The 19,460-nt window shown below is 62.8% G+C and carries 19 protein-coding genes; 9 read left to right on the top strand and 10 right to left on the bottom strand.

Features of this window, described 5'->3' with window-relative positions; translation table 11 throughout:
- Positions 1-20 precede the first annotated feature (20 nt).
- From AC1RTP_RS03495 to AC1RTP_RS03475, 5 genes are all read left to right on the top strand, one after another.
- Positions 21-482 carry a RidA family protein gene (locus AC1RTP_RS03495; protein ID WP_498604762.1) on the top strand — a complete coding sequence of 154 codons (462 nt, stop codon included), beginning with the start codon at positions 21-23 and terminating at the stop codon, positions 480-482.
- Between the two features lie 18 nt (positions 483-500).
- A complete protein-coding gene (locus tag AC1RTP_RS03490) occupies positions 501-1,694 on the top strand; it encodes an aminotransferase-like domain-containing protein (protein WP_498604760.1) in 1,194 nt (397 codons plus the stop codon).
- A 16-nt stretch (positions 1,695-1,710) separates the two neighbouring features.
- Positions 1,711-2,922: an esterase/lipase family protein gene (locus AC1RTP_RS03485; protein WP_498604758.1), complete on the top strand. Its 1,212-nt coding sequence runs from the start codon at positions 1,711-1,713 to the stop codon at positions 2,920-2,922.
- A 117-nt stretch (positions 2,923-3,039) separates the two neighbouring features.
- The gene (locus AC1RTP_RS03480) at positions 3,040-4,335 is read left to right on the top strand and encodes an esterase/lipase family protein (RefSeq protein ID WP_498604757.1); all 1,296 of its coding nucleotides are present in this window, start codon (positions 3,040-3,042) and stop codon (positions 4,333-4,335) included.
- Between the two features lie 2 nt (positions 4,336-4,337).
- Entirely contained in the window at positions 4,338-4,814 is a 477-nt protein-coding gene (locus AC1RTP_RS03475) for a hypothetical protein (RefSeq protein WP_498604755.1), read from the top strand.
- Between the two features lie 3 nt (positions 4,815-4,817).
- Here AC1RTP_RS03475 and AC1RTP_RS03470 read toward each other — a convergent pair whose 3' ends face one another.
- A complete protein-coding gene (locus tag AC1RTP_RS03470; RefSeq protein ID WP_498604753.1) occupies positions 4,818-5,660 on the bottom strand; it encodes a substrate-binding periplasmic protein in 843 nt (280 codons plus the stop codon).
- Positions 5,661-5,723: 63 nt separating this feature from the next.
- Positions 5,724-6,518: an SPFH domain-containing protein gene (locus AC1RTP_RS03465; protein WP_498604751.1), complete on the bottom strand. Its 795-nt coding sequence runs from the start codon at positions 6,516-6,518 to the stop codon at positions 5,724-5,726.
- A 270-nt stretch (positions 6,519-6,788) separates the two neighbouring features.
- On the opposite strand from AC1RTP_RS03465, the gene AC1RTP_RS03460 reads away from it, so the two are divergent.
- The gene (locus AC1RTP_RS03460; protein ID WP_498604749.1) at positions 6,789-8,150 is read left to right on the top strand and encodes a diguanylate cyclase domain-containing protein; all 1,362 of its coding nucleotides are present in this window, start codon (positions 6,789-6,791) and stop codon (positions 8,148-8,150) included.
- 88 nt (positions 8,151-8,238) lie between these two features.
- On the opposite strand, the gene AC1RTP_RS03455 is transcribed toward AC1RTP_RS03460, so the two are convergent.
- From AC1RTP_RS03455 to AC1RTP_RS03445, 3 genes are read right to left on the bottom strand one after another with little or no spacing between them, the layout of a single operon-like run.
- Positions 8,239-9,801 carry an FGGY-family carbohydrate kinase gene (locus AC1RTP_RS03455; RefSeq protein WP_498604748.1) on the bottom strand — a complete coding sequence of 521 codons (1,563 nt, stop codon included), beginning with the start codon at positions 9,799-9,801 and terminating at the stop codon, positions 8,239-8,241.
- The gene (locus AC1RTP_RS03450; RefSeq protein ID WP_498604746.1) at positions 9,798-11,423 is read right to left on the bottom strand and encodes a glycerol-3-phosphate dehydrogenase/oxidase; all 1,626 of its coding nucleotides are present in this window, start codon (positions 11,421-11,423) and stop codon (positions 9,798-9,800) included. Before AC1RTP_RS03450 ends, AC1RTP_RS03455 begins: the two co-directional genes overlap by 4 nt.
- Positions 11,420-13,027, bottom strand: coding sequence for an FAD-binding oxidoreductase (locus AC1RTP_RS03445; RefSeq protein ID WP_498604744.1), 1,608 nt, complete (start codon positions 13,025-13,027; stop codon positions 11,420-11,422). The genes AC1RTP_RS03450 and AC1RTP_RS03445 overlap by 4 nt, the downstream gene beginning before the upstream one ends.
- A gap of 68 nt (positions 13,028-13,095) precedes the next feature.
- Here AC1RTP_RS03445 and AC1RTP_RS03440 point away from each other — a divergent pair, with 68 nt between their 5' ends.
- On the top strand, positions 13,096-14,133 hold the full coding sequence (locus AC1RTP_RS03440) for an AraC family transcriptional regulator (protein ID WP_498604743.1): 1,038 nt from the start codon (positions 13,096-13,098) through the stop codon (positions 14,131-14,133).
- Here the strand turns inward: AC1RTP_RS03440 and AC1RTP_RS03435 are convergent.
- The 4 genes from AC1RTP_RS03435 to AC1RTP_RS03420 all read right to left on the bottom strand — a co-directional run bounded on the left by AC1RTP_RS03435 (position 14,130) and on the right by AC1RTP_RS03420 (position 17,457).
- Positions 14,130-14,552 (bottom strand): hypothetical protein, encoded by a 423-nt coding sequence (locus tag AC1RTP_RS03435; RefSeq protein WP_498604742.1) that lies wholly within the window; start codon positions 14,550-14,552, stop codon positions 14,130-14,132. The genes AC1RTP_RS03440 and AC1RTP_RS03435 overlap by 4 nt on opposite strands.
- An 82-nt stretch (positions 14,553-14,634) precedes the next feature.
- Positions 14,635-15,159 carry an SRPBCC family protein gene (locus AC1RTP_RS03430; protein WP_498604740.1) on the bottom strand — a complete coding sequence of 175 codons (525 nt, stop codon included), beginning with the start codon at positions 15,157-15,159 and terminating at the stop codon, positions 14,635-14,637.
- 37 nt (positions 15,160-15,196) lie between these two features.
- The gene (locus tag AC1RTP_RS03425) at positions 15,197-16,558 is read right to left on the bottom strand and encodes a cytochrome P450 (RefSeq protein WP_498604738.1); all 1,362 of its coding nucleotides are present in this window, start codon (positions 16,556-16,558) and stop codon (positions 15,197-15,199) included.
- A gap of 11 nt (positions 16,559-16,569) precedes the next feature.
- A complete protein-coding gene (locus AC1RTP_RS03420) occupies positions 16,570-17,457 on the bottom strand; it encodes a LysR family transcriptional regulator (RefSeq protein ID WP_498604737.1) in 888 nt (295 codons plus the stop codon).
- A gap of 96 nt (positions 17,458-17,553) precedes the next feature.
- Between AC1RTP_RS03420 and AC1RTP_RS03415 the strand changes: the two genes are divergently transcribed.
- Complete coding sequence (locus tag AC1RTP_RS03415) at positions 17,554-18,264, top strand: hydrolase (RefSeq protein WP_498604736.1); 711 nt, start codon at positions 17,554-17,556, stop codon at positions 18,262-18,264.
- A gap of 2 nt (positions 18,265-18,266) precedes the next feature.
- On the top strand, positions 18,267-18,581 hold the full coding sequence (locus tag AC1RTP_RS03410) for a c-type cytochrome (RefSeq protein WP_498604735.1): 315 nt from the start codon (positions 18,267-18,269) through the stop codon (positions 18,579-18,581).
- Here the strand turns inward: AC1RTP_RS03410 and AC1RTP_RS03405 are convergent.
- Positions 18,544-19,449, bottom strand: a complete 906-nt coding sequence (locus AC1RTP_RS03405; protein ID WP_498604733.1) for a sulfurtransferase — start codon at positions 19,447-19,449, stop codon at positions 18,544-18,546. The genes AC1RTP_RS03410 and AC1RTP_RS03405 overlap by 38 nt on opposite strands.
- Between the last annotated feature and the right edge of the window lie 11 nt (positions 19,450-19,460).

Below are 19,460 nucleotides of genomic sequence, written 5' to 3'. Positions count from 1 at the left end.
ACCTTTTTCTTGGAAATCACATGTCTGTCTACGAAAAACTGAAGTCGCTCGATATCACCCTGACCGCGCCAGCCGCCCCGGTAGCCGCCTATGTCATGCATGTACAAACCGGCAACCAGGTCTTCCTGTCCGGCCACATCGCTAAAAAGGCCGACGGCACCCCTTGGGTAGGCCAGTTGGGTAAGAATATCTCGACCGAAGAAGGCAAACAGGCAGCACGCTCGATCGCCATCGCCATGATCGGCACCCTGCAGGAAGCCTGCGGCGGCGACCTGACCCGCGTCAAGCGCATCGTCAAGGTCATGAGCCTGGTGAATTCCACCCCCGATTACACCGAGCAGCACCTGGTGACCAACGGCTGCTCCGAGCTGCTGGGCGAAGTGTTCGGCGACGCCGGCAAGCACGCCCGCTCCGCTTTCGGCGTGGCCCAGATCCCGCTCGGCGCCTGCGTTGAAATCGAAATGATCGCAGAAATCGCTTAATTATCTAGAGTACTTAAAATGAAAATCGAGACCCCAAACCCATTGCAGTGGAACTTCTCCGAGCGTGCCAAAGGCATGCAGGCCTCCTTCATCCGTGAAATCCTGAAGGTCACCCAGCAGCCAGAGATTACCTCCTTCGCCGGCGGCCTGCCATCGCCAGCCACCTTCCCGGTGGACATCATGAAGGCAGCCTTCGACAAGGTCCTGTCGACCAACGGTAAAGTCGCCCTGCAATACGGCCCGACCGACGGCTATATGCCGCTGCGCCAGTGGATCGCTGATTCGCTGTCCCAGAACGGCGCCAAGATCTCGCCTGAACAAGTGCTGATGGTATCGGGCTCGCAGCAAGCACTGGACCTGATCGGCAAAGTGCTGATCGACGAAGGCAGCAAAGTACTGGTCGAGACCCCGTCCTACCTGGGCGCGCTGCAAGCGTTCTCGGTGTACCGTCCTGAATTCCATTCCGTTCCATCCGACGAACATGGCCTGATCCCATCGTCGCTGGACTCCATCGCCGAAGGCGCGCGCCTGCTGTACGCGCTGCCTAACTTCCAGAACCCGACCGGCCGCTCGCTGTCGGTGGAGCGCCGCCAGCAACTGGTGGAAACCTGCGCCCGCCTGAACCTGCCGCTGATCGAAGACGATCCATACGGCGCCCTGTCCTACACCGGCCAGCCAAGCCCGAAAATGATCGCCATGAATCCGGACGGCGTGATCTACATGGGTTCCTTCTCCAAAGTGCTGACCCCTGGCATCCGCCTGGGCTACGTTGTCGCTCCGCTGCCGATGGTTCGCCGCCTGGAACTGGCCAAGCAAGCTGCCGACCTGCACACCGCGCAACTGACCCAGATGGTCGTGCACGAAGTGGTGAAGGACGGCTTCCTGGACAAGCACATTCCAACCATCCGCGAACTGTACGGCAACCAGTGCAAGGCCATGCTGGATGCGATGGACGAGCACTTCCCGAAAGAAGCCACCTGGACCAAGCCAGACGGCGGCATGTTCATCTGGGTCGAGCTGCCAAAGCACATCAACGCGATGGAACTGCTGGACGAAGCAATCAAGAACAAGATCGCCTTCGTACCTGGCGCACCGTTCTATGCCAACGAGCCGGCCACCAACACCCTGCGCCTGTCCTTCGTGACCGTTGCTCCGGACCGCATCCGCGCCGGCATCGAAGTGCTGGGCAAGCTGATCAAAGCTCGCATGTAATACGGCGCCGCGCAGGTTGAAAATCCTTTCGAGGTACCTCCTCGCGGCATGCCTGGCCGCCGGCAGCGCACACGCTGCCGGCAAGCCCCCTGTCGTCCTGGTTCATGGCTTCCTCGGCTTTGACCACACGACCCTGGGCGGCAACTTCCGCTACTGGGGCGGATTCAACGATATCGCGCAACACATTGCGAGCACCAGCGGCCGTGAAGTATTTACCGCCGGTGTGGGACCGGTCAGCTCCAACTACGACCGCGCTATCGAACTGTATTACCAGATCAAAGGCGGTTGCGTCGACTACGGCGCCGAACACACCGCACGCAATACCATCGCAAGCGAACAGGCCAAGCCACAAGGCAAATGCTTCCCTGGCATATACCCGCAATGGGACGCCGCACATCCGATCCACCTGGTTGGACATAGCCAGGGCGGGCAAACCATCCGCACCCTGATACAGCTGCTGGAAAAACCTGGCGCGGAAGATCCGCATTGTGTGCCGCAGGCAGACCTGCTCAAAGGCGGGCGCTGTGGATGGGTCATCAGCGCAACCTCCATCGCCACGCCGCATAACGGCACGACGCTGCGCGATATTGTCGTCGGCTGGCTGCCGAGCGCGTCGACCCTGGCAGGACTCGCGGTGCACGCCATGGGCGCCGGCGGCTCGGGCGGTGACGGCTTCAAGTTCCGGCTCGAGCAATACGACATCGGCGTCGCGCCGTCAGAGTCGGTTACAGGCTTTTTCGAACGCACGCGCAACCATCCCTTCTGGAGCCTGGACAATCACGACTCCGCACAATGGGAGCTGTCGCCCGATGGCGCCAGGGAATTGAATAACTGGGTAAAGACTTCGCCCGACGTCTACTACTTCTCGGTCAGTGCACATGCCGCGCGCAAGGACATGACCGTACTCCTGCAAGGCATGGCGGGCGAATGGGTGCTGCCCTCCTTCGGCAAGCCGGGCATGGGCTCCTTCCAGCAAACCGCGCCAGGCCGCGTTCCCACCGACGCGCGCTGGTTCACCAATGACGGCGTGGTGAATACCGTCAGCATGGCCGGGCCGGAAGGCAGCACGATCCAGCCCTTCAACGGACAGCCAGTCAAGGGCGCGTGGAACCAGCTGGACGCCATGCAAGGCTTCGATCACTTCGCGGTCATCGGCTGGGACGCCAAGCCTTCGAAGTCGCTGAAGATGTACGACAAGCTGGTAGCCATCCTGTCCAAACTGGACTAAGCGGCCGCTTGGCTCGCGGTGCATTGCGATTGGCTCCGCAGGCACGGTTATCCCTCAACCGTGCGCAATCTCCCCGTGGTGAAATGAAATCACACAATAACCACGGGAGACACCCGCATGAAAGTGCTATCGAAACTCGTTGTTGCCGCCTGCCTGGCCGCATCCTCCACCACCTATGCTGCGAACAGCGATCCGGTCGTGCTGGTGCACGGCTTCCTCGGCTTCGGGCCGGAAACCTTTGCCGCCACCGGCTTCAAATACTGGGGCGGCTTCAACGACATCGCGGGTCATATCCGCGCCACGCAGCGCCCTGTATTCGTTGCCGGCGTTGGCCCGGTCAGCTCGAACTGGGACCGCGCGGTAGAACTGTATTACCAGATCAAAGGCGGCTGCGCCGATTACGGTGCGCGCCACACGGCGGACAATGCCGCCGCAGGCCATATCCAAAAGCCGGCCGGCAAATGCTGGGCCGCCGATCCGGCCAATAATCCCAACAACTATCCGCTCGCGCTGTACCCGCAATGGGATGCGCAGCACCCGGTGCACTTTGTCTCGCACAGCCAGGGCGGCCAGACCATCCGCACCCTGATCCAACTGCTGGAAAATGGTGGGCCTAACGGCGCCGGCAGCGAAGGCAGCGGCGCTCTGTACGCCGGCGGCAAAGTGGGCTGGGTCAAAAGCGCGACATCGATTTCTTCGCCACACAACGGCACCACGCTGCGAGATGTGGTCGTTGATTTCGTGCCGAAGGTGTCGGAGCTGGCGGGCAGCATCGTGCAGGTAGCGGGCCTTGGCGGCTCGGGCGGTTCGGGCTACAAGTTCCGCCTCGAACAGTACGGGCTGGCACAAGGGCCAGCCGAATCGATTGGCGATTTCATCGACCGCACGCACGCCTCACCCTTCTGGCAATTATCCAACCTCGACGCGGCGCAGTGGGACCTGGCTCCCGACGGCGCCACGCAGTTGAACAGCTGGGTAAAAACTTCGCCCAACGTCTACTACTTCTCCATCGGCTCGCGCGCTACAGAGCAAGGCCACTGGTGCTGCAACAACACGGACCGCGTCATCGCGCCCTTCCAGAGCAGCGATTACCAGTACGCCCGCAACGACATGATCTTCTTCCTGAAGAATACTGCGGGTGAATGGGTGGTGCCGTCTATTCTCCAGCGAGGCATGGGATCTTCACGCGGGCCGGAATGGTATGTCAACGACGGTGTGGTGAACACCAACTCGATGCGCTGGCCTTCCGGGCAGCCGTACCGCAATTTCGAGGGCACGCCGGTCAAGGGAAGCTGGAACTATATCGGCTACTACGACCAGTACGACCACTTCGACGTGATTGGATGGGACTCGCCATCGTGGGCGGTTTACCCGATCTACGACAACCTGCTTAGTATCATTCGGGGACTGTGATCGTGAGGGCGACGATTACCATCGCAGCGATCGGCGCGTTGGCAGCACTGTGGCACGCTGTCGCCAGCGTGCCCGCAGCGGCGCCGACACACGAGGCCGCGGCGCCCGATGCTTCGCGAACAATTGCGCGGCCATCGGCCGCCGCAGCAATCGATGCATCCGCCATTACACCTGCCGCTTTGCCCGGCGCAACTGTCGCGGCGCCTGCCCTCGCAAGCATCGAGGCTGCCGTGCGTGACGCGCGCAAGCAAGGCAAAGGCGAACATGAGGTCCATCGCCTGCGCAGTGCCGGCATGCCTGCCGCGCAAGTCGACGCATTGGCCCGGATGGAAGCTGCGGAGACCAGTTGGCGACAGCGTGTAGAAGCCTTGCAGGCAGCGTGCGCCGCCAACATCGGCTGCGACGACGCACGCGCCAGCTTCACGCACGAAGAACTGGCCCGCACTACCGCCTATTCGCGGCCAACTCTCAGGCAGTAAATGTCAGGGAACCTGCGCCACCATCCTGCCCGCATCATCCGCCCCGACATAGCGGGCGATCATGCGTTGCAGGGTGCCGTCGGCGCGCATCTCTTTCAGCAAAGCGCCCCAACGCCGCGACTCCTCGGCACTGAAGTGCGCCTTCGACATCATCAAGTTCGTGGAAACGTTTGGCTTAGTCGTGCCCCAGTCCTCGACACGTACAGCACCGGCCGCGATTTCATCTTTCAGGTAGCTGCCGTACACCAGCTTAGGCGCCACGAGGGCCTGGAAGCGCCCCGCCTTGAACATGGCGTACATACGGTCGGTATCGTCCACGTCCTCCACGCGGCCGATGTTACGCAACTGCATGACGAAATCTTCGTACGCCGGTCCGACGGCGTGGGCGCGACCATGGCCAAGCCGAAGGTTGGGGTCCGCGATGAATTCGGCCAGCGAATGCACGCCAATGCTGGCGTCCTTGCGCATCACCAGCATATTCCGCACCCACATATAGGGCTCGGCCCAGGCGAACATCATGCGCTCCGGCGTGCCTACTGCAGAAAATGTCATGTCGACGCCACCGCTTTGCAGAGCGGGCCAGATCGCCCGCCGTTGCATGACTTTGTAGGAGAAATTGCAGCCGCTTCGCTTGCGCAGTTCTTCAGCAAGATCCTTGTCCAGGCCCGCGCCGGCGCGGTAGAAATTACCAAATTCGTAAAGCCCGACCACGATGGGGCGCGAGGGGCACGCAGGCGCCTGAACCTTTTGCGCCTGCACTGGAGGCGCAAGCCCAGCCAACAGCATCAATGCCAACATGGCCGCGCCTCCATCCAGCCCGCGCAGCCCACGCATGAAGTCCAGCATGCTGCCTCCCGATGTCGTCAATCGCTGCAAACAATTATGACACGCGGCCCCGGGCCCGCCCACTTATTTGCTGGTCACGTTGACCATGCCCTTGAAGTCGTACGGGATCACCACCGTCTGCACCTTGCCGGCCGCGATGCCTTCCGCGATCTTCATCTGGGCCTGCGCCTGCATGTACGAGATGGCGCCGGCATTGGAGTTAAGGGCAGCGATTCGTTCCGCCTCCTTCTTCGCGATCTGCACCTCGACTTCCTTAGTCTTCTCTTCGTTCTTGGCGCGTACCAGGTTGTCGGCGCTGGCCTTGACCGCATCGCTCGGCACCATGCTGCCCACGCGCACCTGCGAAATCACAATGCCATTAAGTTTTTCATCGGCCAGCGTGGCGACCATGGTCGCCTGGATTTCCTGCTCGATCTGACTGCGGTTATCGTTCATGTTCAGCGCCTCATATTTGCGCGCGACCTTGTACACCGCATTGCGCGCAGTCTGGTAGATGTAGGCGTGCATCAGATAAATATCGCCGCTGGCATCCTGCGTGTGGAAAGCGCGGCTCTTGTTCACGTACAGGTCCGACACGGCCGACGGCGTGATGTTATAGATCACCGCCAGGTCGAAATCCTTCATCGTCGAATTGTCGGCAGCAAGCGGCATCAGGTCGCGCACGTCGACGCTGACATCTTTGATCGGGAAGGTCAGGACGTTGCCGATGATGGTCTGGTTGAAACTGCCCGCCACGCGCTCATCGGCTTCAACGGTCTTGTCGAAGTTGACGCGCAAGCCTACCTCGCCGGTGTCGATCACCTTGCAGCCAGCCAGGGTAAGCAGGGCTGGAACCAGCAGGAGCGGAAGTTTTTTCATTTGTGCCTCGGAAAGTTATAAGAACCGATATCCTATTGCTTTCTGGACAGAAAAAAATCATGAAAAAACGAGCAGAATTACCGTTGATTCAACGTTAATAAACATGTCTCAATATACACAAAATGTCACATAGTTCCTTGGATTACTGGAAACTTTGATCAACTTTCATTATTTCAACGTCTTTTTTAGGCAAAACCTTCCTTGAATTTTTACAATTCCAGTTGGCAACACGGTATTATCAACGGCATATCCTACTCACCTCCAGTCAGCATGAATCAAGGCGGTACCAGCTTTACACCACGGCGTGACGCTGTGATATTGATTGTTGATGATGCGCCGGACAACCTCTCGGTCCTGCGCAAGTTGATGGTCGAGCAGGGTTACCAAACGTACGTCGCCAACTCCGGCGAGCGCGGGCTGGAAATTGCACGCCGCGTGCATCCGCACCTGATCCTGCTGGACGTGATCATGCCAGGCATGGATGGCTTTGAAACCTGCCGCCAGCTCAAATCGCACCCTGCCACTGAAGATATCCCGGTGCTGTTCATGAGCGCCCGCAACGAGCAGGAAGACGTGGTGACCGGCTTTGAATTGGGCGCCGTCGATTACATCGGCAAGCCGCTGCGCATGGCCGAGGTATGCGCGCGTGTACGCACGCAGCTGCAGATCCGCTTCGCCACCGAAACGCAGCAGGAACAATCGGAACGCCTGCGCACCATCGTCAACAATATGGCAGAAGGCCTGCTGATTATTGAAGCCGATGGCCGCATCCAGTTCACCAATCCGGCCTGCGACCAGTATCTTGGATACATGTCGCACGAACTGGCGGGCAAATCGATTTCCGACCTGCTCAACCCGCTGGTGGCAGGCGAATACCTCGAATATTTTGCGCGCTACGCCGCCAATCCCGAAGCGGCGCACAGCCACGGCACGCGCGAAGTGATCATACGCCACCGCACCGGCAAATCCGTGTGCATGGACTTGACGCTGACGCCGATGTTCCTGCGCCAGCCGCTGTTTATCGGCCTGCTGCACGACATCACGCACCACAAGCTTTCTGAAGACGCGCTGCAGCGCGCGGCAATGATCGACCCGCTGACGAAAATTGCGAACCGGCGCCACTTCGACTCCTTCCTCGAGAAGGAATGGCAGCGCGCCATGCGCACCGGCGCCCCGCTGTCGCTGGTGGTGCTGGACGTCGACCACTTCAAGCTGTTCAACGATACACTGGGGCACGCCCAGGGCGACGTCTGCCTGCAGCAGGTAGCGCAAGCAATCAGCGCTCACGCGCTGCGCGTGACCGACCTCGCCGCACGCTACGGCGGTGAAGAATTCGTGCTGCTGTTTGCCGAGACCGATGCCGATTCCGCCTACCAGATGGCCGAATCGATCCGCACACACGTTGAATCGCTGCACATTCCGCACCCGCGCTCCGCGACCTCGCCCCATATCACGGTAAGTATCGGCGTAGCGACGCTGTGCCCCACTCCAACGGACAATATCGAATCGCTGTTCGTTGCCGCCGACCGCGCCATGTATGCGGCCAAAGAAGACGGCCGCAACCAGGTCCGCGCCACGCGACCTCCCACCACCGCCATCGAAGCCGCCCGCGCCGCCCTCGCCAAACGCTAAATGTCCACCTTGGGGTCAGGAACCGAAGTGGACATTTCTTTCGGAAATGTCCACTTTCGTTCCTGACCCCACGGTGGACATTTCTGCTTTATAGCTTTTCGGGGTAGCCGGTGATTTCGGCGATTTCGGCGTACATCGGTTGCAGGCGCTTGTACATCTTCAGGTAGACGCGGTGGTAGAGCTGGTCGTAAGTCTTGCGGTGTGCGGGGTCGGGCTGGAAGACGCGCCCCTTGCGGGTCATGGCGTTGATGGCGGTGTTGAAGTCCTTGTGCAGGCCCAGGCCAGCGGCAATCGCAATCGCTGCGCCTAATCCACTCGTTTCGTAGACATGGGCACGTGCGGCGGGCAGGCCGAAGATGTCGGCTGTCAGCTGCATGGCGGCGTCACTTTGCGAGCCGCCGCCTGCCACGCGCAGTTCGGTAATCTTCGTGCCGCCGCGCTTTTCAATCCTTTCACGGCCTTCGCGCAGGGCGTAGGCCAACCCTTCCAGAATCGCGCGGTACATGTGGGCGCGCGTGTGCACGTCGCCGAAGCCGATCATGGCGCCTTTGGCTTCCGGGCCGGGGACTTTGATGCCGGGGCTCCAATACGGCTGCAGCATCAGGCCCATCGAACCTGGCGGCACTTCATTTACCAGGCGGTCGAACAAGGCTTCGGGAGGCATGCCCTGCTCCACCGCTGCTGATTGTTCGAGGTGGCCGAATTGTTCCTTGAACCAGTTGACCATCCAGTAGCCGCGGAAGATCTGCACTTCGGTGCTGTAGGCGCCCGGTATCGCTGCCGGGTATGGCGGGATGAAGGGCGTGACTTCGACATATTTGCTGGTGGTGGTGTTGATCGTGGCCGTGGTGCCGTAACTCAGGCAGCCAATGTGCGGCTCAAGGCCGCCGGCGCCGATCACTTCGCAGGCTTTGTCGGCTGCGGCGGCGATCAGCGGCACGCCTTCCGGGATGCCGGTGGCTGCGGCAGCGGCAGCGCTGATGGCGCCGATCACGGTGCCCGGCTGCACCAGCTCGGGCAACTGCTCGGGGCGCACAGCCAGCGCTTGCCATTTCCAGTCACGCGCGCCGGCCCAGGCGTGGCGCTTGTAGTCGAAGGGCATGTAGGCGACCTGCGAGCCGATGGAATCGGCGAAGCGGCCGCTCAGGCAGTAATTCAGGTAGCCGGAGAGCAGCAGGAATTTATGCGTGCGGTCCCACAGCCCTGGCTCGTGGGCTTTGATCCAGTTCACTTCCGCTTCGCGGCGGAAGTAGTCGATGGTGCCGTCCACGCCGGCCAGCTTGAAGGCGGCTTTCCACAACGGGCCGATCGGCGGTATTTGTTCGGTGCGGCGCTGATCGAGCCAGGTGATGGCGGCGCGCAGCGGCGTACCTTCAGCATCGACGGCGACCACGGTGCCGCGCTGGGTGGTTACTGCTACGCCTGCAATTGCGTTGCGTGGGATGTCGGTAACGGTCCACAGGCGCTGGCAGGCGGCGCAGACGGCGTCCCAGTAGCCTTCAGCCTTGTGCTCGGCCCAGCCGGGCTGCTCGGAGTAGTAAGCTGGCTGCAGGTGCACCTGGGTCTTGGCGACCAGGTTGCCCTGCAAGTCGAACAGCAACGCGCGCACGCTTTGCGTGCCATTGTCGATGGAGAGGAGGTATTTGCTCATGCGCGTGCTTTCGGCAGGCTGTAGTTTGATCGGCATAATGCCAGATATGCCGCTTCTTCGGCAGCCCAGCGTTGGTCGTCCCAGCCAAGTTCGGGCTGGCAGATGGCGCGCACGCGGGCCAGTACGGCAGCGCCTCCTTGCGTCAGCTGGATGCCCAGCCGGCTGCGGCGCAGCATCAAGTCTTCCAGGTGCTGCACGGATTCGTGGCGCGCGGCCCAGCGCAGTTGTGCCCACAGCGTTTGGGTGCCGGGGATTTCTTCCAATTCGCCATCGCGTGCGGCTGCGGCCAGCGCGACGGCCTGGGCGCCATAGCGGCCTTGAAGGCGCAGGGCTTGGCCGGGGGCCAGCCGCTGCTGGCGAGCAGCTGCGGATGCCGATGCCGGCGATGGCGCGAAGATGGGACGCGGGCCGAGGTCTGCCTGCCAGTGCGGCAGCTGGGGCGCGGCGTGGCGCAGCACGTCCAGCGCGATGGCGCGGAAAGTCGTCAGCTTGCCGCCGGTGACGGTCAGCAGGCCTTCCTGCTGCCACAGCACGTGGTCGCGGGCCTCTTTCGATGGATCGGCCTTGCCCGTGTCGATCACGGGGCGCACGCCGGCATAGGTGGCCAGCACGTCGTCCTCGCGCAGCGCCAGCGTTGGGAACTGGTCGTGCAGCGCTTCCATCAGGTAGTCGGTTTCTTCCTGGGTGATCGCGGCTTCCTGCTGCAAGTCGGCGCGGTGGTCGACGTCGGTGGTGCCAACGATGGTGACGCCCTCCCAGGGGAAGGCAAACACCGGGCGGCCGTCGCGCGGGTGCATCAGGCTGATCGCCTGGGCCAGCGGGAGCCGCCAGGCGGGCAGCACGAGGTGGCTGCCGCGCAGGGGGCGCAGCCGCGCTTCCGCCTTGTCGTGCAAGCGGTCCGCCCACGCGCCCGTGGCATTCACCACCAGCTTCGCCTGGACTTCATGCGTTTCGCCGCTCACCGCGCAGCGCAGCAGCGCGCCATGCACACGGCTGCCGGCGCCGCCTTTACGCAGAAGCTTGTTCACGGCGCAGTAATTGAGCGCCACGCCGCCGTGCGCTTGCGCTTCCTGCAAAACGCGCAGCACAAGGCGGGCATCGTCTGTCTTGGCGTCCTGGTAGCAGATGCCGCCGTGCAGCCCTTCAGTGCGGATATGCGGGGCCATCGCGAGGAATTCTTGCGCGCCGAAATAGTGGCGACCGTGCTGGCCGGCCATGCGGTCGTAGATTGCCAGGCCAAGCAGGAAGGCGCGTTTGCCCGGCTTGCGGCCTTCATAGTCGCCGAACGCGAAGCTTTGCGGTTCGACCAGGCCGGGCGCGTCGCGCAGCAGCGCGTCGCGTTCGTGGACAGATTCGCGGGTCAGGGCGAACTGGCCTTCCTTCAGGTAGCGCAGGCCGCCGTGCACCAGCTTGGAGGAGCGGCTGGACGTGCCCCAGGCGAAATCACGCTGTTCGACAAGCAGTGCGCGCAGGCCGCGGCGCGAGGCTTCCAGCAGGATGCCAGCGCCGGTAATGCCGCCGCCGACTACCAGCAGGTCCCATTCACTGGCCAGCAGCTTGGCCAGCTGCGCGCGGCCGCCGGACTGCCAGTGCGGCACCGGCCCGCCAGCCGCCGCCGTCATGCCGCCTGCCCTGCCGGCAGCAGCTTGCCGGGATTCATAATGCCTTGCGGGTCGAAGTGTGAGAACAGCGCCTGCATGGCCGCCATGCCAGCCGCCCCCTTTTCCGCCGCGAGGTATGGCGCATGGTCGCTGCCCACGCCGTGCTGATGGCTGATGGTGCCGCCGTTATCGACGATGGCCATGCTGACGGCGTGCTTGAGCGCCCTCCAGCGCGCCATATCAGTCTCGTAATCGCCATCCAGCCGATAGACGAAAGTCGTGTAGACGCTTGCTCCCTGCGCGTACAGGTGGGACAGGTGGGTGTAGGTGTGCACCTTCTCGCCCATGCCGCCCAACACGCCGGTTGCCGCCGCCTCGACCGCGTTCATCATCAGCGCCACGCGCGGCCAGTCGACAGCCGTTTCCACCGTATCGATCACATAGCCCTTTTGCCAGGCGGCGTTGCGCAGGTAGACGTTGCGGAAGCGCCCTTCTTTCCACTTGTCGCCCATGCGGCGGCCAACGTGCACGCCTTTGAAGCCGCGGCAGGTGGAGATTGCGCTGCGCAGCGCGGCACGCGCCTGGCCGCGTGGACCGCTGGCGCCGATCATCAGCATGCATTTGCCTTCGCCGCAGCCGCGCAGTTTCAGCCAGCCTTCCAGCAGGCCAATCAGGCGCTTGTGGCCGGCCAGCGCCAGCATGGTCACGGTTTCCAGTGGGTTCGACAGGCGCAGCATCGACAGCCCGCCGCGCGCCTGTGCCAGCGCACGGACGGCAGCTTCGGCGCGTTCCCAGTCGGGGAAGAACACGGCGTGGAAAGCTTCATATTCGGGCAGCGGGCTGACACGCACGGTGGCTTCGGTCAGGATGCCCATGCGGCCTTCCGAACCGAGCACGATCTCGCGCAGGTCGGTGCCGGCGGCCGAAGCCGGGAAAGTCGGGATATCCAGGCGGCCTTGCGGCGTCTCCACCACCCCGCCTGCAAACATCTGCTCAATACGACCGTAGCGCAGCGATTGCTGGCCAGAGGAGCGCGTAACCACCCAGCCGCCCAGCGTGGAGTATTCGAACGATTGCGGGAAGTGGCCCAGCATATAACCCTGGGCGCGCAGTTGCGCCTCCAGGTCGGGACCCAGCACGCCAGCGCCGAAGGTAGCGAGCTGCGATTGCTTGTCCAGGTAATGCAGGCGGCCCATGCGCGTCATATTCACCGCCAGCACGGCCTTGTCGCAGGCCGGCGCCGTCAGGTGGCCGGCCACGCTGGTGCCGCCGCCTTGCGGGATCAGCGACACGCCGTTGCGCAGCGCAAAATCAATCAGCTCGCGCACCTGCTGTGCGCTTTCGGGATAAGCCACGCCGTCCGGAGCGGTGCCGATGCGGCCGTAGCGCAGCTTGAGCCAGTCCGGCAGGCTTTGGCCAAGCGCATTGCGCAGGCGCGTGGCCGGCGTGGCGTCGACCAACGAGTGCCCTGGCAGGCGCGATGGCGCCAGCGAGGCGCAAGCAGCGTCAAAGCTGGCATCCTGCACCGGCTTGCCCGGGCCGATGCGGCTGGCCAGAAAAGCCAGCGCATCGTCATGCAGCGGATACTCGAATGTCTCCTCGCCCCAACCGTTCCAACGTTTCATGTGCAATCCCTTGTTATACTTTACTCAAGAAAGCTTAACCCATCGCCCTCTGTCAGTATTGCTTTTTCATGCCAGCCGAATTGCTCGATCATGCCAAATCCGCCCGCGTTGCGGGCTCTTACCTGCAACCCATGCTGGAGGCAGCAGCGGCGCGCGGCGTGACGGCGCAGGCGCTGGAACAGGAGGCCGGCCTTCCCGCAGGCGCGCTGGAACCGCTGCCGGAAGCCCTGCCAGCGGCCACCTACGTCAAACTGCTGGACATCGCCGCCGAACTGGCCAATGACCCGCATTTCGGCCTGCACGTCGGCGAGCGCGTCAAATTGGGCACCTACACCGTGTATGGACTGATCCTGCTTAGCTGCCGCGACTTCGGCCAGGCCTTCGAGCAAACCATGCGCTACGAACAGCTGGCGCATGACCTGGGACGCTCAACGCTCGAAATCCACGGCGCGCTGGCCGACTACACCTGGCATTCCAATTACCCGCCGCACTGCCGCCACCTGGTCGACAGCGTGTTCGCCGGCATCCGCGTTTTTGGCAACTGGCTGGCCGGGACCACGCTGCCGCCGGCCGAACTATCGTTGATGCACGACGGCGGGGATCCATCCGGCCATGCTGAATACCTGCGCGTGTTCGGCGCCCTGCCCCGCTTCCATGCTACGGCCAATGTTGCGCAGTTTGAAGCCGCGCTACTGGCTTGGCCGGTGCCGAATGCGGACGTGAGCCTCTACCCTGTCTTGCAACAGCATGCGGAAAACTTGCTGAAACAGCGCGCAACTCCCGCCGGCGGCGGTATTGCGGCGCAAGTGCACGAGGCCATCGTTCAGCGCCTGGCGCAAGGCCAGGTACGCGTTGCCAGCGTGGCCGAAGACCTGGGCCTGGCGCCGCGCACCCTGCAGCGCAAACTGGCCGATGCCGGCTCCAGCTTCCAGCAGGTTCTCGACGAAGCACGCTTTGCGCTGGCGCGCGACTACCTGCGCCAGCCCAATCTTTCGCTGGTCGATATTGCCTTCCTGCTTGGCTACCAGGAGCAAAGCGCCTTCACCCATGCCTTCCGCGAATGGTCTGGGATGAATCCAGGGGCCTGGCGGGCTGCGGGCCGCTAAATCTCGGTTCCGTGCACGCGGATGAAGGGGCCGATGCAGCTGCCCATATCGCGCTTCTGGCACATGAGGAACATATTGTTCGATGGGTGGAACACGATGAAGGCCTGGATAACGTGGCCTACCTCGGTCACCTCGCCGGTGCAGTCCTTTTTACCGTTGTCCTTCACGATCTTGTCATGGGAGTGATAAAAACCATCGCCGTCCGGCTGGTCGTCGATATCGAATTCGGTTTCCGCTATCTCGGCCGCGCTGGTGATCAGGGCCGTGCCGTCGGCGCTGATGCGGTACATCTCGTGGCAGGAGCCGTCCGGCAATTCAAAGCGCCAGGTGCCGACGATGGGATGGTCCGTGCGCACGGGTGAGGCCAGCACGCTTTGGGCAACCAGCAGGGCTGCGGCGAACAACAGGATGGGTTTCATGGCAGCCCCTTGGCGGAGTGATTAACTCCAGTATAGACCTGTTGGCCGCCTTGCACTTTCCTGTTGCCGCCGCCTGCGGCGCCTACTTTTCCGCGACCGTTTTCAACTGCGCCAGGCCCTTTTCAAAGTCCTTGCCGATCATCTTGTCCATGCTGTAAAACACGCCCATCACCTTGGTGACGAACTGGCTTGGCCCTGTCATGGTCCAGGTGACCACGGTGGTGTCGCCTTGTTCCTGCAGCGCAAACTCGGTACGGTTGGACGATGCGAAAGGCTTGATGAAATCGAGCTTGATGTCCAACTGCGCCGGAACGCTTTCGAGAATCTCCATGCGTCCCTGGCCGACTTCGTCGTTGCCCTTCCATGCGTAGACGGCGCCTTTGCCGCTCGCAGCGCCTTCAAAGGTACGCTGCATGTTCGGGTCAAGCTTTTCCCACGGCGACCAGGCTGGCCATTGGTGGAAATCATTCAGGTAAGCCATGACTTTCGCCGGCGGCGCCTTGATGGCGGCGCTGCGCTGCACCTTGAAGCTGTCCGGTTGCATCAGCGCCAGGCCCAGGATCACAACAAGCACCAGGATCAGGGCCATCGAAATCTTTTTCAACATGCTCGCCTCTTGAAATATTGATATGCGAGCAAGCCTATCACAGCTGTCGCGGACGCAAAAGCAAGGGCAGCGCACTTGGCGTCATGGTGAAGGTGAACATTTCCTCCACCGGCGGCGCATCGGGTGCCGTTTCGATGGTGAAGCTGCGCATCAGCATCGACATCACCATGCGGATCTCGCACATGGCCAGGTAACGCCCCGGGCAAAAACGCGGGCCGCCGCCGAAGGGAACCATCTTGCGCGCAGGGTCATCGAGCTTTTGCTTGATGGCGGAATCGAGCCAGCGCTCGGGACGGAATTCAGCGCCATCTTCGAGCGGCGTTTCGAGCGCAAAAGAATGGCGCAGCAGCATAAATACCACGACGCCGGCAGGCACCTGTACGCCGTCGAGCGCCACATCGTTCACCGCTTCCGCCGCCATGATCGGCGCAACAGGCTTGAGCCGCATCGCTTCCTGCACGCAGCCCTCCAGGTAGGGCATCTGGTCCAGTGCGGGCGCGGTGTCGGCCTCCTGCGCCAGTCGCGCCGCCGCTTGCGGATTTTTCGACAGCAGGTAGAGCAGCCAGGCGATGGTATTGGCCGTGGTGTCCTCGCCTGCAAAGACCATGGTGAGGGCGTTGGCCTGCACCACCCGGTCGTTGATGCCGGAGTCCGGCAGGTCTCTCGCGACCAGCATGGCTTCCAGCAGGTTGGTGGGTTTGTCGTAGAGGATAGGGTTGGCCGCCATGCGCGCACGCGCGTCGGCGATGAAGCCGTCCACCGTGGTGCGGATACGGAGGCCCGCCGCATCGGTCGCGCGGTCGGCGGGCAGCTTCACCGTGCGCCAGTAGGCAACAGGCGCCACCACGCGGCGCGCCACCTGGCTGAAAACGAATTCGATATCCTGCTGCAGCGGATTGTCTTCATGCTCCAGCATGTTCTGGTCCTGGCCCATGGCCATGCCGATGGCCACGTCGAGGGCAAAGGCTTTCAGGTCGCGCAGCAGGCGTTGCTGCTGCCCTGCTTCGGCCGCCGCCAGCCAGCGCAAGCGCAGGCGCTCCGTCATGGCCGTCAAGGTGGGATGGAAGCGGTTGATGACTTCCGGCGTGAGCGCATGCATCACCATTTTGCGCTGGCGGCGCCACTCCTCGCCTTCGGCCGAGAACACGCCGCCCGTTGCGGCTTCCTCCAGGATGCTGGCAATGCGCCTGGTGCGCCGCCATTGGTCCGGGCGGTCGTGCAGGATCTGCCCGATGTCGGCACGCCGGCTGGTGACGATGAAGCGCCGGTCCAGCATGTGGAAACGGTAGATCGGGCCGTGATCGCGCGCCCATTGCTCCAGCGTCTGGTGAAAACGCACCGCGTCGAGTCCAATATTCCCAACCAGCGGCAAGCCGCTGGGGCCAGGCAGGTGTTCCATTTGCACCTCCGTCAGAAACCGCATTCCTTCAGATAATCGATGAACAAGCGCAGCCTCGCCGGCGTGAACTGGCGTGACGGGCGCACCGCGAACAGGCCATAGGGCTCGGGGCTGGCATCGGCCAGCAACTGCACCAGCCGCCCCTCAGCCAGCGCCGGCGCCAGCGCGAATTCCGGCAACAGCACGATGCCCATGCCCTGGATCGCCCATTCGGCCAGCACCTCGGCATTATTGGCGGCAAGGGGAACTTTCAAATCCAATTGTTCCCCGGGGTCGCCGATCAGCCGCCCCCATTCCTCACGCACGCTGAGCAGACTGTAATTTAACACCGAGTGGCCGCGCAATCCCGCCAGTGTCTTCGGCTTGCCGGCACGCCGCAGGTAGGACGGCGCTGCGGCGAAAACCCTTTCCACCGTGCCGATACGCGTGGCAACCAGCGAGGAGTCGCGCAGGAAGCCGATGCGCAGCGCCACATCGATCGCTTCCGCATGCAGGTCGGTGGTGCGGTCTTCCAGCAAAAGCTGCACCTTCAGGTCCGGATGGCGCTTCATAAAGGGCGGCAGCACCGGCGCCACTTTCTGGATGCCGAAACTTAGCGGAGCCGCCACGCGCAAGGTGCCGCTGGCCGTATCCTGGCCCTGGCGCACGCGGTCCTGCGCTTCATCGAGCAGCTGGAATACGGCTTGCGCATCGGCGTAAAAGGCGCGCCCGGTATCAGTGATGTCGTTGCGGCGCGTGGTGCGGGTAATCAGCTGGCTGCCCAGGGCAGATTCCAGCGTGGCGATGCGGCGGCTGATGGCGGCGGTACTGACCTCGAGTTGCTCGGCGGCGCGTACAAAACTGCCGCTCTCCACCACCGTGATGAAGGTGCGCAGGTCGATCAGGTCATATTGTTCCATTTTACGTAAATATCATTTGCGTAATCGCTAGTTTATTACGAAACGCGAATTTATTAAAGTTCACTCCATCGCAACCCCACAACTACGGAGCACACCATGAACTTCAAATCCCTGATCAAAGCCGCCCTGCCAGTGATCCTCGCATTCAGCGCCAGCGCCCACGCCGCACCGCCAGCCGAACAGCTGCTCACGCCAAGCAACCACACCCTGCTGCTGATCGACCACCAGCCGCAAATGGCTTTCGCCACCCGCTCCATCGATATCGCCGAATTGCGCAACAACGTGACCGGCCTGGCCAAGGCGGCCAAGACTTTCAAGGTGCCGACCATCCTGACCACGGTCGCAGCAAAATCCTTCAGCGGCCCGATTTTCCCTGAACTGCAGGCGGTATTCCCTGAACAAACCCCGATCGACCGCACCACCATGAACACCTGGGAAGACCAGCGCGTGGTCGACGCGGTGCAAAAGAACGGTCACAAGAAAGTCGTGATGGCGGCGCTGTGGACCGAGGTATGCCTGGTGCAGCCTGCACTTTCGGCCATCGACCAGGGCTACCAGGTCTATATCGTGACCGACGCTTCGGGCGGCGTATCGAAGGAAGCGCATGACATGGCAGTGCAGCGCATGGTGCAGGCCGGCGCCCGTCCGATCACCTGGCTGCAATACATGCTGGAACTGCAGCGCGACTGGGCGCGCGGCGAGACCTACGCTCCAGTGATGAAGATCGCTTCTGAACACGGCGGCGGCTACGGCCTGGGCATCGTCTACGCCAAGGAGATGTTCAACGCCAAAGAAGGCAAGAAATAATCATGCGCCTGGCAAGCGCCCTGCTGGCAGCCTGCGGGCTGCTGGCCGCCTCCGCGGCATCTGCGCAAAGCACCGGCCGCGAAGTGTATGAGTCGGTATGCATCGCCTGTCACGCTACCGAGAATGTGATGGTCAGTTCACCGAAGTTCGGCGAGCGCAAGGAGTGGCAGGAGCGCATGGCGCGCGCAGGCGGCATCGACGGCCTGGTACGCAATGCTGTGCAGGGAGTGGGCGCGATGCCCGCCCGCGGCGGAAAGCCCGAGCTGGATGCCGCGCAGCTTAAAGCCGCGATCCGCTACATGATGCAGGCGGATTGACCCGGCTCCATTCGCACCAGCCGCCGTCGTACACGCTGATGCGTTCCCAGTCCATCAACCAGGCATAGAAGAATGCCAGCGAAGCCCGCCAGCCGGTGCCGCAATAAAAAGCGGTGCGCTGGCCGGGCTCGATCCCCGCCTTACGCCACAGCGCGCTGATTTCCGCAGAAGGCTTCATCGTTCCATCGGCATGCTGGTATTCGCTCATGCTGTGCACATCGCCGTCATTGCCGGCACGGCCCCAGCGTGCGCCGGGAATATCGCCGCGTGCCTCGATATAGCTGTAGCCGGAGGTGGCACCGACATGCTCCTGCCAGGTGCGGATGCTGACAAGAGCGCCGTCCGGCTGCTGCAGCAGTTCTCGCGCCTGGACGGTGTCGATCAGGTAGTCGGGACGTGCCGGAAAGGCGGCGCCGAAGCTGGCTGCCGATTGTGGCGCCGGTCCAGCCCCTTCTTCCAGCGTCTGGCCGGCGCGCAGCCAGCCATCAAGGCCGCCATCGAGCAGGCGCACGTCGGCCACGCCGGCGTACAGCATCAGGTGGGCGGCGCGGGCGGCGGCCAGCGAGTTGCGGCCGTAAAGGATGACGGTGGTGTCGTGGCGGATGCCGTTTTCCAGCAAGAGCGCCAGCAAGGCGTCGTCGGACACCTTATTCCACAGCGGCTGCCGCTCCAGGCGATTGGTATCGATGTAGCCGGCGTCCGGATTATGGCCGCTTTCAAAGGCGGCGAGGCTGTCGCAGCCTACTTCAAACAGGCGCCATGCCCCGCCCGGCGCTGCCAGGACGGGCACGCCTGCGAGCAGGCGCGCCAGCCAGGCAGGCGATGGCAGCTGGCGCCAGCGCGCCAGGTCGGGACGAAAACCATGCATTTACGACAACT

The organism is Pseudoduganella sp. GW821-FHT11H04 (genome assembly GCF_058807935.1).
This window is presented reverse-complemented; position numbering and strand designations above follow the sequence as displayed.